Genomic DNA, 14,069 nt, shown 5'->3' with positions numbered 1-14,069 from the left:
TTTCTTCTCCCTTTTGGATGCTGTATTGGTTATTCTAATTTATTGGAATTCATAAGAGCGTTCAACTTAAAAGCCTAATTTACTTGATATCAATAATAGTGCTCTATTTAATTTCCTTGACCCTAATCTGAACTAGGTTTAGAATACACTGATAGTTTAAATTTTCATGATCTCAGAAAATTTCTAGTTATTACCCCGTCATTTATAAATGCACACCTTTCGTTTATAAATGAAGGTGGCTCCGGCTTTTTTTGCCTTACTTATTTCTAGATATTAGAGGTAATGACAAAGGGTTAAAAGAGAAAAGATGGATTGGGTAAGGTCACGAAGTGAAATTGAATCAGAACTGCTCCAGATTGAGCAATCGTTCAGCAACCCAATTGCGTCATTTGATAAGGCCATTTCTTTTTGCCAAAAGATATTGGAAGATTATCGTAAAGCAGTGATAGTCCATGGCTTTCCTGATGAAGCTTCAGAAATTCGATTCTTTAAAAAGGACAAGCCCTTGCTTTTTGGTCTCCTTTTGCGATATTCCCATCAACTTACATTTGAGTTGGACTTCCCTAATATAGCTTATGGTATGAACAACGAAATTATAGTAAGAAAGATCCGGGACGTAAATGCTTTTTTGGCTGGTCATAAAGATATGGTGCTATATCTTGAACTGGAAAACAGTGCATTGGATTCACAGTATTTTTTAAGAAAGAATAGAAATTTATTTGTCTGTACTGGTCGAATTGGACATAGTTTTGATTCGGAATTTAGTGCTTCCCATGATGTATTGATTGCCCAGATATTGGGTTACCAAGGATTCTTGCAATTTCTTCAACAAAAATTGAGTACTTCTATGCCCTTACCGAAAATACCTATTCCCAAAATCAACTGGACCGGGTCAAAAATTGCCCTCACTGAGCTGGGGTTCGCCTTATTTTATAGTGGCATCATAAACCATGGCAATGCCAGTTTAAAATCTGTGATGCTATTCCTAGAACAGGTTACTGGCGTGGGTCTGGGGGATTATCACCATACCTCGGTCCGAATTAGAAACCGTACCCACCCAACCAAGTTTCTGGATAAACTGAAAAATTCCCTACAGTATTGGATTACTGATCTGGACGATTAAAAAATGTCAGGTCATAGTCAATTGACTGTTTAACATTTCCAAACGGAATAAATCAAATTATGCCAAAATTTGTATTTAATTCGGGGTATTTTCCTACCAATTTCTTCGAATTTAATGCAATAATAATTTATGTCAACTGACTATGACTTGGCTATTTATTCCAAAACTCTTTTTCATTTTTGTGTCCGAATCACAGACTACAACAATTAAGTAGGTTCTGTATTAAATCAATCGATATGCCAACGGCTATTATCACTACGGACGATCTTCGGGAATTTAAAATTGAACTTCTGGGGGAAATCAAGGAACTTTTACACGAAAACCAGGCCAAGGTCATTAAAAAGGAATGGCTCAAGAGCACCCAGGTTATGAACATGCTCAACATTAGCTCTGGAACGTTGCGGAGTCTGCGCCGCAGCGGCATTTTATCCTTTACAAAAATAGGAGGGCTTATATTTTACGATGCGGAGCAAATACAAAGAATTCTAATGGATAACCTTGTTAAGAACTCAAAACAAAAAAAATGAACTATATAAGACACCTCAATTCGGTATTCCAACATTTTGCCAAAGATTCAAGGCTAAACCCCACCCATGTGAGTTTGTATATGGCCCTGTTTCAATTTTGGAACATCAATAGATTTCCGGAGATTTTCTACATCAATCGCGAGGAAGTCATGGAAATGGCAAAAATAGGATCAAAAGCCACCTACCACCGTTGCCTTAGAAGACTTGACGATTGGAAATATATTCATTATATGCCATCCCATAATCCATTCAAGGGCAGTAAAATCAGGTTGCTCAAATTCTGTACAACTAGTGGTACGACCACTGGGACAAGTAATGAACAAGTAGTGGAACAAGCATTAGTACCTAATATAAACTATAATAAACAAATTAAAACAGAAAATAAACGCTCTAAAGAGCGCCATCCAAAAAATGAAGATGCTGTTATTAAATTTTTTAAAAAAAATAAATGGCCAATAATGGAGGGTACCAAATTCTACAACCACTATCAAGGTGTGGGATGGAAGGTAGGAAGGAAATCAACAATTGAGGACTGGAAGGCTATGGCAAAAAAATGGATGCTTAGGGCAATGGAATCAGATCGAGAGGGTGCTTTTTTAGGACGATCGAACAATAAACTTAAAAAGGATTTCTTGGATATTTCAATAAACAAAAATTATGGGGAACCCTTGTGATAAAATGGTAAATCTGTGCCCACATATTTTGATGGAAGGTGGCATTGAATACTGCCTGGGAAGCTTTGATGGCAAGCGTATTGATTACGACTTTTCCAAAGTGCTCACTTATCTGGATGCCAAGGGCAGGTCGCTATTCGGAGAAAGTTTTAAGGTTAGAGGAGAGGATAAGGGCACTTTCCTAAAGCTATGCAGTTACATGGTAAAGGATATCGAGAATTGCAGGAAAATGGAAATAGACACAAACAAAGGTATATTGTTGACCGGCCCTGTGGGATGTGGCAAGACAAGCATGATGCGATTGATTCGACATCTTGTCCCGCATAAAAGGACCTATGAAATTATTCCTGCCCGTAACATCACTTTTGCCTTCAACCATATTGGATATAAAATCATCGAGGATTATGGAAAAGGTAGGTTTTATTGCTTCGATGATCTGGGTGTGGAACCCTTGGGAACATATTTTGGAAAGGATTGCAATGTATTGGGCGAGGTGTTGATATCGCGGTTCGAACTGTTCCAGAAAACCAAAATATGCACTCACGTTACCACCAATCTGAATGCCGAGGAATTAGAGGAGCGTTACGGGAAAAGGGTCCGAAGCCGGATGCGCCAAATGTTCAACTTAATTGCATTTGAAAATAACACTAAGGATAAAAGAATCTAAAACTAAAACAATGAAAATAGCAACCTTGAATATTGAAAATCTCTTTCATCGTGACAAAAGCTTGATAAGAAACGGCCTGACCAAATGTGTGACCAATTGGATTTCGGAATTGGATGCCCTAATGCCAAGAATGCAAAAAAGTGTAAATGATATGGAACGCATTCGGGAACTTACCTTTTTATTAGGATTTGAAAATATCGATAACCACCCTTATGGGGTACTTAGAAAAAGACAGGGGGAGCTATTTTTAAAACAAAGAGGCTATACCAATGAAAACAGGGCTTCGCAGCTTACCGATTGGAACGGATGGATAGCCCTACATTCAGTGGCAATCGATCATAAAGCAATCCTAAATAAGGCGAGGTTGGTCTCGGAAATTGACCCGGATATTTTAATACTACAGGAGGTTGAAGACAAGGCATCGTTAATGGATTTCAATAGTATATTTTTAAAGGAATATGATATCGTTCCCTATGACCAAATCTTGGTCCTGGAAGGGAATGATGCCCGCGGATTGAGTATGGGAATATTGACCAAAAATGGTTATCGATTGGATGCCGTAAAAAGTCATGGATTGGATTTTGTGGATAGGGCGGATCCCATTTTTGATATTGATTGCCAAGAATATACTATAACCACACCTGAAGGGGAAACGCTGTATATCCTATCCAGTCAATTTTCATCGGACAACGAATCCAAAAGAAAAATACAAGCCAGGAAGGTTGCCTCCATCTATGACAAAATGAAAGCAGAAGGAAAGGAATTGATTCTCGTCTGTGGCACCCTGAACGATGTGTCATATAGTGACTGTCTTTCTCCGCTCCTTCGGGAGACCGATCTGGAAGATGTGTCCAGAAATCCAAGGTGTAGGGCGGACAAGGACAAGGGCGAAGATGCAGGATATTTCCGAATGGGTGCCTATCGTATGGGAGTTAACATTAAACAGAAGGACTATATGTTACTTTCCTTTGAGATGACCCAAAAGCTTATTGCTTGTGGACTTAATCGCAAGGGGATGTGGCCGGAGAGAAATTCAAATTGGGAAGTATATCCTACATTAAAAAATAAGGTGCATGCCGCTAGTTCCCATCCCTTGATATGGGGAGAGTTCGATAATGCCAAATGGCAATCAAGAACATACTTTCCCATATTGGAATAAATATTGGTAATTCTATTTAAGGCTACCAACTCTTCGGCACATTGCTCCTACATTACATTTCGGGCAATAAGCCTCATGCCCATCTTGGACACGAGCCATTGTTTTATGGGCCCCAGCCTCTCCCCATCCATAAAAAAATAGCTCAAGTCCGCTTTGCCCACTTCGTTAAAAAAATTAATCGTTGTGAAAATGAACAAAGGCGCTGCATATGACGGTAAGAACTGATCGGAATCTTTAAAGTTCACTTTGTACCGTTTCATAGGTTCTGTTTTCTTTTCATTGGATGTTCTATACTTACCTCTTCCTCAGTCCCTCTAACCTTTTTTCGATAGCGAAATAACAACATTCGGTCTTGTGCGACGGCATAAACCAGGCTCTCTTCGCCTGCACTCTAGGCAGGCTCCACTCGCTCCTATTTATACGTCTTGCCAAGTTCGAATGTTGTGCACTGTATAGCATCAAAAAAGGTAACAGTGAGAGCACTATGGGAAGTAAGTCTAAATCAGGAAATCATGAAAGCGTATCCAAATCCTAAAAATGAAACCGTACAAAAAAATCAAAAAAAGGAAAACGCTCGAGATATAAAAAGTAAATCATTTTTAAATCAATTATTAACCGTCTGCAACAATGTGGACATAAATATTTTCAATTATGAGCAAATTAAGAAACCATGTACAGTTGATCGGGAACGTCGGGGATGTTCCAGCGATTACAAATCTTGAAAGTGGTAAAAAGGTGGCACGTTTTCAACTGGCAACCAATGAGCATTACAAAAATGCCAATGGAGAGAAGGTCCAAAGTACCGACTGGCACACCATTGTAGCTTGGGGGAAGACTGCCGAGATCGTGGAGAAGTACACCGGAAAGGGCAAGGAAGTGGGTATAACAGGTAAACTAAAAAGCCGGACATATATCGCGGAAGATGGTAATACGCGCTATGTTACCGAAGTGATAGCAGATGAAATTCTATTGCTTGGAAACAAGTCATAGCAGATTCAAGAAAACAAAAGAGGGCGTTCCCGAAATTAAACGCCCTCTAAATCTTATCATTATTAACTATAAATCTATCAATAATGAACTGCAAAACTAAGGAAATAAGGGAAGGACTACAACATTTTAACGGTTCTGAAATGCTATTTCAAATACCCCTATTGAAGACTAGGTTTACCAATGGGATAAAATACCTTGCCAATGAAGCCGAATGTTTTTGGCTAGTTACGGATGCCTCCGTAATCGCCAAAAGTTTGATGAACAAAAGTCGATTTATTACAATCGATTTCAGAAGATTTTCAGAGGAAGAAAAAGAGGTGATGGGATACGAAGCCAGCATTGATTACAGTGATGGCAATGGCAACATCTTCGAAAGCCATAAATATCATATTACAGATTTTCCGTTGGACGAACTCAAGTTGTTCTTTGTGGACAATACCTTGATGCTGCCCAGCGAATATTAAAAATAAAAGAGGGCGAACTGACCATAGTACCGCCCTCTTTTCATTATTAACCTTAAATAAGAAAAACAATGAAAAGCGAAGTTAACGAAATTAAGATAAGTTATTGCGACAAATTAGGGACTTTTGACTCTGCCTCCCTTTGCGATTCCACGCATGTTGCCAAACTATTGTATGAAACATGGAACAAGGACACTATAGGGTTACAGGAAACCTTTAAAGTTCTTCTTTTGAACAATTCCAATAGGGTTAAAGGAACCTATCAGGTATCTACTGGGGGAATTACGGGCACTTTGGTGGATTTGCGAATACTCTTTGCCGTAATCTTAAAAACCTTATCTACGGCCGTAATTTTGGTCCATAACCATCCGTCAGGAACTTTGAAACCAAGTAGATCGGATACGGATTTGACCGAGAAGATAAAAAATGCCGCCGTTCTTTTCGATATTAAGGTTTTGGATCATTTGATACTTGTGCCCAATGGGAAATATTTCAGTTTTTCAGATCAAGGAATATTGTAAGCTGAACAGAATCGATTATGAAAAATCATCAAGGAGGAATCATTTAAAAAACGCTATACCTATAAATTTATAGATAAAGTTTAAAAATATTTAATCCAAAAGTAAAAGGGTAGCCAAGAGCTGCCTTTTTTTTGCGGGATTCGAAGCGTTTTTAAACATTAGTTGATAATTCCTCAAAAATCCATCTTCAAAACTCTTAAAATTTTTCAAGAAGAATTCAGAAAGCCAGGTCAACACTAAATTGTGAGGAAGTCTAAAAATTTGACCCTGCGGGAAAAAAGGAAGAGCAAGAGGACAACACGCGTTGCGATGTTGTGGAGTTTAATTTGTTTTTAAATAATTGATTATCAGCTATTTAAAATATATAAATTGAATTTTAAACCTGTTGAAAAAGAAGCGTAATAGGATAGAGGCCTTGGGAAGTCCCACTATAGCTGGGCAGCACTGTCCCAGTAAATATGAAAGTCATGAAAGTACAATTTGCACGTATCAACTTTCTGCTGGAAACTGTGAATCGGTTCCGGATTTTTTCAAATAAACATGAAAGAACACATAGCGATGTTCTGGAAGGAATGATGGATTTTTTTGAGAAATATCAGTTATCCCCTTTTCAAGATTTTGGTCCCAATTTGTGGGACATGGAGGCTAATATCAAAAGGCGTATCAATTCTATGATCGGGATCATAAAGGATATAGAAAAGCATCAGACCAAACCCACAACTGCCATGCTGGAACTTCTATTCGAACACTCGCCCAGAAAGAAGTACCGACAAGCACCATTGTTAATGGAAGGTCAGGAGGACAACCCGGAAAGAGATGCTTTTTTTCAGAAGATAGAGGAAGCTATAGTCCTAAAAAGGGAGCATACCAATCTTCAACGCGACCTAAACCAAAAAAAGTCGGAATTGATGGCGCTGGTCAATAAGGTAAACTTGGTGAAAAGCAATTTTGGTAAACCCAAACTGCAATTGGATATGACCACTGAAGAGTTCGAACAATTGAAAATGAAATTAAAAACAGAATAGCGTTATGTATATCAGTATCACCAAACAACATTTGGACACGACCTTTTCCCAGAGCTCTTCGGATTTTGTCGACTATTTGGAAAAGGAGAACGAGGGAAAAGGATTGGATCAGCAAGAACAGTTCTTTGATCAAAACCATGACCGTATCCCCCCGGAACAGGTGGTCAAGGAGATCGACGGCAATACCGCCAAACTGAAAAAGCAGGAACCCAAGTTTTATTCCATCACCATTAACCCAAGTCAGCGGGAACTTAATCATATCAACAATGACCCAAAACTTTTAAAGGAATATGTGAGAGAGGTCATGAAGGACTATGCGGCTTCTTTCCATCGTGATAATCCTGTATCTGTAGACAGTATCAAATACTATGCGAAGCTGGAATATGAACGCACTTTTAAAGGGTTTGATAGGCAGGTGAAAGAAAATCAGGTGTACAGAGCACAGATCGTAAAACTTGAAAATGAAATCCGTAAAGTGGAACGGGGGGAGGTTGCCGGCAATGCCAAAACTATGCAAAATGACATCGCCATGCTCAATGCTCAAATCCCACATCGTATCGATGGCAAGGTCGTTGTTCAGGGGATGAAAAAGCCAGGACCACAGACCCATGTCCATATCATTGTCAGTAGAAAGGATGTTTCCAATAGATTTAGTCTTTCCCCAGGGAGCAAATACATGGCGTCAGAGTCCAAACTTAACGGCAAAATGGTCAAACGTGGGTTTAGGCGGGACCAGTTTTATGACAATGCGGAAAAGAGGTTTGATACCATGTTCAAGTACAAACGAAATTTTGTGGAGTCGTACCAAGCCCGTAAGACTTATATCCATGACCCTAAAATTTATTTCGCCCATCTCTTGGGACTTCCGACCAATGAACGTAGTGCTGCATTTAAACTTATGGGTACTGCCGGGGTACATATTCCAAAACTTAATATTCCCACCAATAAGGTGGAAGCAGCCCTACAGGCCATTAAACAATTTAAAAAGGTAATAGACGTGGCCAAATCCTCAAGTTCCATAGGTATTTAAGAATGCCAGGAATTATTAGATGTTTCTAAAATAATCCAAGATGAAAATTACGGTTTTACTTTCTGTATTTATCTATGTGGCGGCCATGGCTTTGCAATATCTGTCCTTTAAGAAAAACAAGTATCCATTTGCTATCAACTTTATATTGTTGCTTGTTCTAGGAGGCGCATTACTAACCTTATTTGGGTGGCCAGTTTTTATCAAAATAGTATTGTTTTGGTTAATACCTTTTCAGGTGACAAACTTGGTATTATTTATATACTTCAATTATAATTTTGGAACTGCTATAGAACCAAAAAGATATAAGGTGAAGTTCGATTTATTGAACGGGAACCTGGTCCTGAAGAACATTAGGCGAGGGGCTTCCATAATTGGATCGGCGGGAAGTGGCAAAACGGAAAGCGTGGTCTATAATTTTTTGAAACACTTCAACGAGCATCAATTTGCAGGGGTCATCCATGATTACAAGGATTTTGAGATTACAGAAATGGCCTATCCCTTATTTAACAATACCGAAATACCGTTTCATATTATTTCCTTTGACGATATTCATCAGCGTGTTAATCCTATCGCACCTCGCTATATGGAGGACGAAGAAAGCGTTAATGAGGTTTCCAGGGTACTTTTGGAGAACCTTTTGGAGCAACGCGAGACAATTGCCATGGGTTCCTCAAAGTTCTTTAACGATGCCGTGGAAGGACTTTTGGGTGGCCTTATTTGGAAGCTGAAGACCAGCCATGGGAAATATTGTACCCTACCACACTTGATTGCTGCCTACCAATATTTGGATACGGAAAATCTGATACAATTTTTAAGTTCCGACTTTACATCCAAGGCTATGGCGGATGCCTTTATTTCAGGAAAGGATTCCGAACGTCAAACAGCCGGGGTAATGAGCACGCTGGCCAATGCCCTTAAAAAGATCAGTACCCAACGCATATTTATGGCACTGTCCGCCGATGAAGTGCCTTTGGATATAAATAATCCCGAACATCCCTCCGTAGTTTCCATAGTGAACAATCCTAAATTTGAAACGGCCTATTCCCCGGTGATAGCCACAATAATCCATACCATTACCAAGCAAATGAGCAAACGTGGCCGCCACCGTTCTTTCGTTTTGATGGAAGAAGCGCCTACGATACGATTGCTTAATATGCATAGAATTCCAGCGACTTTAAGAAGTTATGACGTTGCCACGATCTATGTGCTCCAGGATAAAATTCAAAACGATATGATGTATGGGGACAAAGCCAGCCGGGCCATTTTAAGTAATCTATCCTACCAGTTTTTTGGAAAGGCGAATGATCCCGATACCGCCAGATATTACGAACGTTTTTTTGAACTTGTAAAGCGGCCGACGAAGAGTGTTAGTAAGGGGGAGAATACGTTGAATTTTGATACCAGGATAACAAAGGGAGAGAGGGAGGTAAGCAAGATCCGGGCAGAGGAATTTTTTAGATTGAAGGAAGGGGAGTTTATTGCCTTCGCGGATGGCAAGGATAAAAAAGTAAGATTTCCAAAACCCAATATTGAGAAGGGGCTTCCAAAACCCAAATTTCGAATTAGAGATGGAGCGATAACGGAAAACTTTGAGCGGATCCATATGGACGTTCGAAAATTTCTGCCGTTAAAGCTGAAATAGTCTTAATTTGTTGATAACTAATGGATTTGGGTTTATATTCGTTTTAATAAGAGCATCGGATTTTGTAATTTAATAGGTCAACAATAATAAGGAAACCATGTATTTTAATCAGGCCATCTGCGATGTATATATCGGTACTGGAGCCGGCAAAAAATTGATGGAAGAAATTGAGAATGCAAAACGATCTGTAAAAATAGTATCGCCGTTTCTTTCTCCCTTTCTGGTCAAGAAATTGATCGACCTGCATTATAGGGGTGTTGAGGTACAGTTGATCACTATGGATACCATAGAGGACTTTTACGGGGATAGACAAAAGAATATCTGTCAACTTATTATTCAGGACAAAAGTATTGATATAGATGCAAAGGCCCTCCGATTAAAATGGATCAACATAAAAAGATGGCTTTACTTTTTTTTGATGGTAATGATTCTAGAGCTTGTTGTTATTGCATATAATATTCAGGATCGTATGGTTTTATGGGGAGGTATTCCTTTACTCCTAGCTTGGCTGTTGATTCGGAATTACACTTCGAAAATTAGGAACGCCAAAATCTACAAATATTCTTACCGACAGTTATTTCCTTTCAAGGTGTTTACAACTGCCGATTCCCATTCCTACTCACATCCTTTTATACATGGAAAATTGTACTTGATCGATGATGGGATTGCCTATTTGGGCTCATTGAATTTCACTGGTAATGGGACCAAGAATAACTATGAAACCAGGATCCGAATTGAGGACAGAAAAGCTATTAAAGAATTGGTAGGTGAATTTGATGCCTTGTTCCATAATGAAAACTACTTGGAAAAGGAGTTAACCGAGTGGGGTAAGGAGTTGTATCTTGAGCAAGGGAATTGAATAATAAGGCAATATTATACATTATAATAATAAATTTTAATCTGTTCCATTAAACATTCAGTTTACTGAATTACTTAGATTTATTACTCATTCATTAATTAAATCCAAATCATAGAAGGTTCTAAATCCAAAAATTCTAAATGTATCAATTCAATGCCTATTGTGAATCTTAAATTGAACTAATAATCCGAGCCAAATAGACCTTGGCAAACAATTTGTTACTCAAGGCCTGAAATGGTTCAGTTATATATCCGAAGATTTTTTATTTACACTAATTCCGGGGCGTCAGCAGCACTGGTCGGGCTTTTCAATACCAACTGATAAACACAAGGAATCACGACCAAATTTAAAATGGTAGCAGATAACAATCCCCCCAAAATAACCACCGCCATGGGGCTTTGTATTTCACTGCCAGGCTCGCCTCCTTTTAGGGCCAAGGGAATCAAGGCCAGGCCTGTTGTAAAGGCTGTCATTAAGATCGGGTTTAGGCGATCTAAAGCTCCTGTTTTTATCAATTCAAAACCTTTCATTCCTTCCTTTCTCAAATCCTCATATCTGGAAACCAATAGGATTCCATTTCGGGTTGCGATACCGAAAAGGCTAATAAAACCTATGGTCACTGCGATACTGATAATTCCGGAAGTGAAGTACACTATCAAAATACCACCGATTAAAGCCAAAGGCAGATTGATCAATACTACAAATGCCAGTTTTACATCTTTAAATTCATAATACAATAGCAGGAAAATGATAGCTATTGCAATGATTGCAGTGAACATAAGTAATTGTGATGCTTTGGACTCGCTTTCAAACTGTCCGCCATATTCCACCCGATAACCTTCAGGCATTGCTACATTACTGGCAACAACATCCTTTATTTCGTTGACGGCACTTCGTAAATCCCTGCCCTGTACATTGGCAGCTACTACAATTTTACGTTGCACATCCTCTCGGTTAATAGTATTTGGACTGCTCACGGATTGAACGGTGGCCAATTCACCTATTATTGTGTATCCGCCATTAGGAAGACTTACTAATGTATTGTTGATGTTCTCAATGTCATTCCTAAATGGTTTTTCGTAGCGCACAACCAGATCGAAATATTGTTGACCTTCATAAATTTCGCCTGCCTCTTCCCCGGCAAAAGCAATATCTACCTGCTCCATCAAATTTCCAACTGTCATTCCATAGGCCGCCAAAATTTGACGTTTAGGTTTGATGCGTATCTGCGGAACTTCTATTTGTTGGTCTACCGCTACATCCGCCAATCCATCAATATCTTTGATGTTCTGCTCTACACTCTTGCCTACTTCAAATAAACGTTGTAGATCGGAACCATAAATCTTGATCGCAATATTGGCACGTGTACCTGATAGCATATGATCTATCCGGTGTGCGATGGGTTGCCCCAAAGTAATATTTACCCCTGGGGCAATGCTTAATTTGGTTCGGACTTCTTCAAAAAATTCTTCCTTGGTTTTGTCTTTTAGAATAAATGGGACATCAATTTCTGAAGCATTTACACCTTGTGCGTGTTCATCCAGTTCTGCTCGTCCTTGTCGTCGGGTAACCACTTCAACTTCGGGCAGGTCCAATAATATCGTCTCTATCAATTTTCCTGTTTTGTTGCTCTCTTCCAAAGACATTCCCGGTGGTCCTACCACACTAATTACCAAAGAACCTTCATTAAATTCTGGAAGAAAACTTCTTCCCAATTGCGTTAAAACCAAAAGACTTACAAAGAAGGCAATGACCGTTACACCAATGACAGCTTTTGGAATTTTTGTGGCGCGTTCCAATATATTTCCATAATGTTTCTGTAACCAACGTTCCACCCGTGTGCCCTCTGCTTGTTTGTTCAAAAGCTTTTCGTTATCCAACAAATAGGAACACAATATTGGGGTTACAGTTACAGCAACGATCAAAGAGGTTAGAACAGATGTTACAAATGCAATGCCCAACGGTTGCAATAATCTACCTTCCATCCCGCTCAAAAAGAACAGCGGTATAAATGAGACAATGATAATCAAGGTGGCGATAATAATAGAACTTCGTATTTCTACGGAAGCGTCCCGCACGACCGTAATTGTCGATTGCCGATCAGACTTTGGTTTTCTGATATTTTCGCGCAGGCGCTTATACACATTTTCCACATCAATAATAGCATCATCCACCAAGGCGCCAATAGCGATTGCCATCCCACCTAAACTCATTGTGTTAATGGTATAACCCAGCCATTTTAAGATGATAATGGACACCAATAAGGAAATAGGAATGGCAAGCAATGAAATTACCGTTGTTCTCCAATTCATTAAAAAGATGAAAAGGATAATCATTACAAAGAATGCACCTTCCATTAAGGTTTGATTCAAATTGCTGATCGAGGCATCAATAAAATCGGATTGTCTAAAGATTTGACTTTTAATGTTTACACCTTTAGGCAAAGTTGCTTGTAAATCAGCAATAGCTTCATCCAAACGGTCTGTAAGTTCCAATGTATTTACATCCGGTTGCTTTGAAATGGTTAAGATCACCGCCGGATTCGCATTCAATGAACCATCCCCAATCTTATCGGCAGCTCCAATTTGAACCGTGGCCACATCCTTAATTTTGATGGTTTGACCATTGACCTGTTTTAAAACTGCTTCCCGTAAATCCTCCAAAGCATAAGCTCTACCACTCCCTTTGATAATGTATTGATTGCCATATTGGTTGATAACACCACCTGGCGCATTGGCATTGGCCTCTTTAACCTTTTCGACCAATTCTGAAAGACTTAGGTTGTAATACTTCATCTTTTCAGGGTTTGCAAATACTTGGTATTGCTTATAATCGCCACCTATGACCACCACATTTGCAATACCGCCAATAGCTTTTATACGTGGTCTAATGGTCCAATCGGAAAGAGTTCGTAATTCCATTGCCGAAAGGCTATCCGACGTAACTCCCAGTAGCATTATTTCGCCCATAATGGATGAAATAGGAGCCATAGTCGGCGCACCTATTCCTTCCGGTAAATTTTCCCTTACCATTGGGATCCGTTCGCTCACAATTTGTCGTGCTCGATAGATATCGGTTCCCCAATCAAATTCTACCCAAACAATGGATATGCCTGCTGCCGATGAAGAACGGATTCTTCGAACATTTGGCGAGCCGTTCAAGGCTGTTTCCAGTTGATAGGTTACTAATTTTTCGACTTCTTCAGATTCCATTCCATGGGCTTCGGTAAGAATGGTTACCGTAGGTGCCGTAAGATCTGGGAATACATCGACGTTCATTGTCCTGGCATAGTAAATACCCAACACGCTCAATGCAACCGCTCCCAATAGAATGAGCAATCTATTTTGAAGTGAAATTGATAATATTTTGTTTAACATTTCTCTTCGATTTT

At 39.3% G+C, this 14,069-nt stretch carries 14 protein-coding genes; 12 read left to right on the top strand and 2 right to left on the bottom strand.

Going from position 1 to position 14,069, the window contains the following annotated elements:
* Positions 1–307 precede the first annotated feature (307 nt).
* The 5 genes from LV92_RS15385 to LV92_RS15365 all read left to right on the top strand — a co-directional run bounded on the left by LV92_RS15385 (position 308) and on the right by LV92_RS15365 (position 4,150).
* The gene (locus LV92_RS15385) at positions 308–1,123 is read left to right on the top strand and encodes an RteC domain-containing protein (RefSeq protein WP_103440928.1); all 816 of its coding nucleotides are present in this window, start codon (positions 308–310) and stop codon (positions 1,121–1,123) included.
* Positions 1,124–1,359: 236 nt separating this feature from the next.
* The gene (locus LV92_RS15380; protein WP_103440927.1) at positions 1,360–1,650 is read left to right on the top strand and encodes a helix-turn-helix domain-containing protein; all 291 of its coding nucleotides are present in this window, start codon (positions 1,360–1,362) and stop codon (positions 1,648–1,650) included.
* Positions 1,647–2,324 carry a hypothetical protein gene (locus LV92_RS15375; protein WP_192877654.1) on the top strand — a complete coding sequence of 226 codons (678 nt, stop codon included), beginning with the start codon at positions 1,647–1,649 and terminating at the stop codon, positions 2,322–2,324. The genes LV92_RS15380 and LV92_RS15375 overlap by 4 nt, the downstream gene beginning before the upstream one ends.
* Positions 2,308–2,991 carry an ATPase gene (locus LV92_RS15370; RefSeq protein WP_394336270.1) on the top strand — a complete coding sequence of 228 codons (684 nt, stop codon included), beginning with the start codon at positions 2,308–2,310 and terminating at the stop codon, positions 2,989–2,991. The genes LV92_RS15375 and LV92_RS15370 overlap by 17 nt, the downstream gene beginning before the upstream one ends.
* 10 nt (positions 2,992–3,001) lie before the next feature.
* Entirely contained in the window at positions 3,002–4,150 is a 1,149-nt protein-coding gene (locus LV92_RS15365) for an exonuclease/endonuclease/phosphatase family protein (RefSeq protein ID WP_146613552.1), read from the top strand.
* Between the two features lie 47 nt (positions 4,151–4,197).
* On the opposite strand, the gene LV92_RS15360 is transcribed toward LV92_RS15365, so the two are convergent.
* The gene (locus tag LV92_RS15360; protein ID WP_111624479.1) at positions 4,198–4,410 is read right to left on the bottom strand and encodes a hypothetical protein; all 213 of its coding nucleotides are present in this window, start codon (positions 4,408–4,410) and stop codon (positions 4,198–4,200) included.
* A 391-nt stretch (positions 4,411–4,801) separates the two neighbouring features.
* Here LV92_RS15360 and LV92_RS15355 point away from each other — a divergent pair, with 391 nt between their 5' ends.
* The 7 genes from LV92_RS15355 (at position 4,802) to LV92_RS15325 (ending at position 10,678) form a co-directional block, all read left to right on the top strand.
* The gene (locus LV92_RS15355) at positions 4,802–5,140 is read left to right on the top strand and encodes a single-stranded DNA-binding protein (RefSeq protein ID WP_111624478.1); all 339 of its coding nucleotides are present in this window, start codon (positions 4,802–4,804) and stop codon (positions 5,138–5,140) included.
* A gap of 83 nt (positions 5,141–5,223) precedes the next feature.
* Positions 5,224–5,604, top strand: a complete 381-nt coding sequence (locus LV92_RS15350; RefSeq protein ID WP_103440922.1) for a DUF6876 family protein — start codon at positions 5,224–5,226, stop codon at positions 5,602–5,604.
* A gap of 68 nt (positions 5,605–5,672) precedes the next feature.
* Positions 5,673–6,122 (top strand): JAB domain-containing protein, encoded by a 450-nt coding sequence (locus LV92_RS15345; protein WP_111624477.1) that lies wholly within the window; start codon positions 5,673–5,675, stop codon positions 6,120–6,122.
* Between the two features lie 467 nt (positions 6,123–6,589).
* On the top strand, positions 6,590–7,147 hold the full coding sequence (locus tag LV92_RS15340) for a BfmA/BtgA family mobilization protein (protein WP_111624476.1): 558 nt from the start codon (positions 6,590–6,592) through the stop codon (positions 7,145–7,147).
* A gap of 4 nt (positions 7,148–7,151) precedes the next feature.
* On the top strand, positions 7,152–8,177 hold the full coding sequence (gene mobB, locus LV92_RS15335) for a MobB family relaxase (protein WP_111624475.1): 1,026 nt from the start codon (positions 7,152–7,154) through the stop codon (positions 8,175–8,177).
* Positions 8,178–8,217: 40 nt separating this feature from the next.
* Positions 8,218–9,819 carry a type IV secretory system conjugative DNA transfer family protein gene (locus LV92_RS15330; protein WP_239985735.1) on the top strand — a complete coding sequence of 534 codons (1,602 nt, stop codon included), beginning with the start codon at positions 8,218–8,220 and terminating at the stop codon, positions 9,817–9,819.
* Positions 9,820–9,916: 97 nt separating this feature from the next.
* The gene (locus tag LV92_RS15325; RefSeq protein ID WP_103440918.1) at positions 9,917–10,678 is read left to right on the top strand and encodes a phospholipase D family protein; all 762 of its coding nucleotides are present in this window, start codon (positions 9,917–9,919) and stop codon (positions 10,676–10,678) included.
* Between the two features lie 266 nt (positions 10,679–10,944).
* On the opposite strand, the gene LV92_RS15320 is transcribed toward LV92_RS15325, so the two are convergent.
* Positions 10,945–14,055: an efflux RND transporter permease subunit gene (locus LV92_RS15320; protein ID WP_111624474.1), complete on the bottom strand. Its 3,111-nt coding sequence runs from the start codon at positions 14,053–14,055 to the stop codon at positions 10,945–10,947.
* Between the last annotated feature and the right edge of the window lie 14 nt (positions 14,056–14,069).

Origin of the sequence: Arenibacter echinorum (assembly GCF_003259375.1) — a bacterium.
Classification (GTDB): domain Bacteria; phylum Bacteroidota; class Bacteroidia; order Flavobacteriales; family Flavobacteriaceae; genus Arenibacter; species Arenibacter echinorum.
Note: the sequence above shows the minus strand (reverse complement) of the source record. Positions and strands in the feature narration are given on the sequence as shown.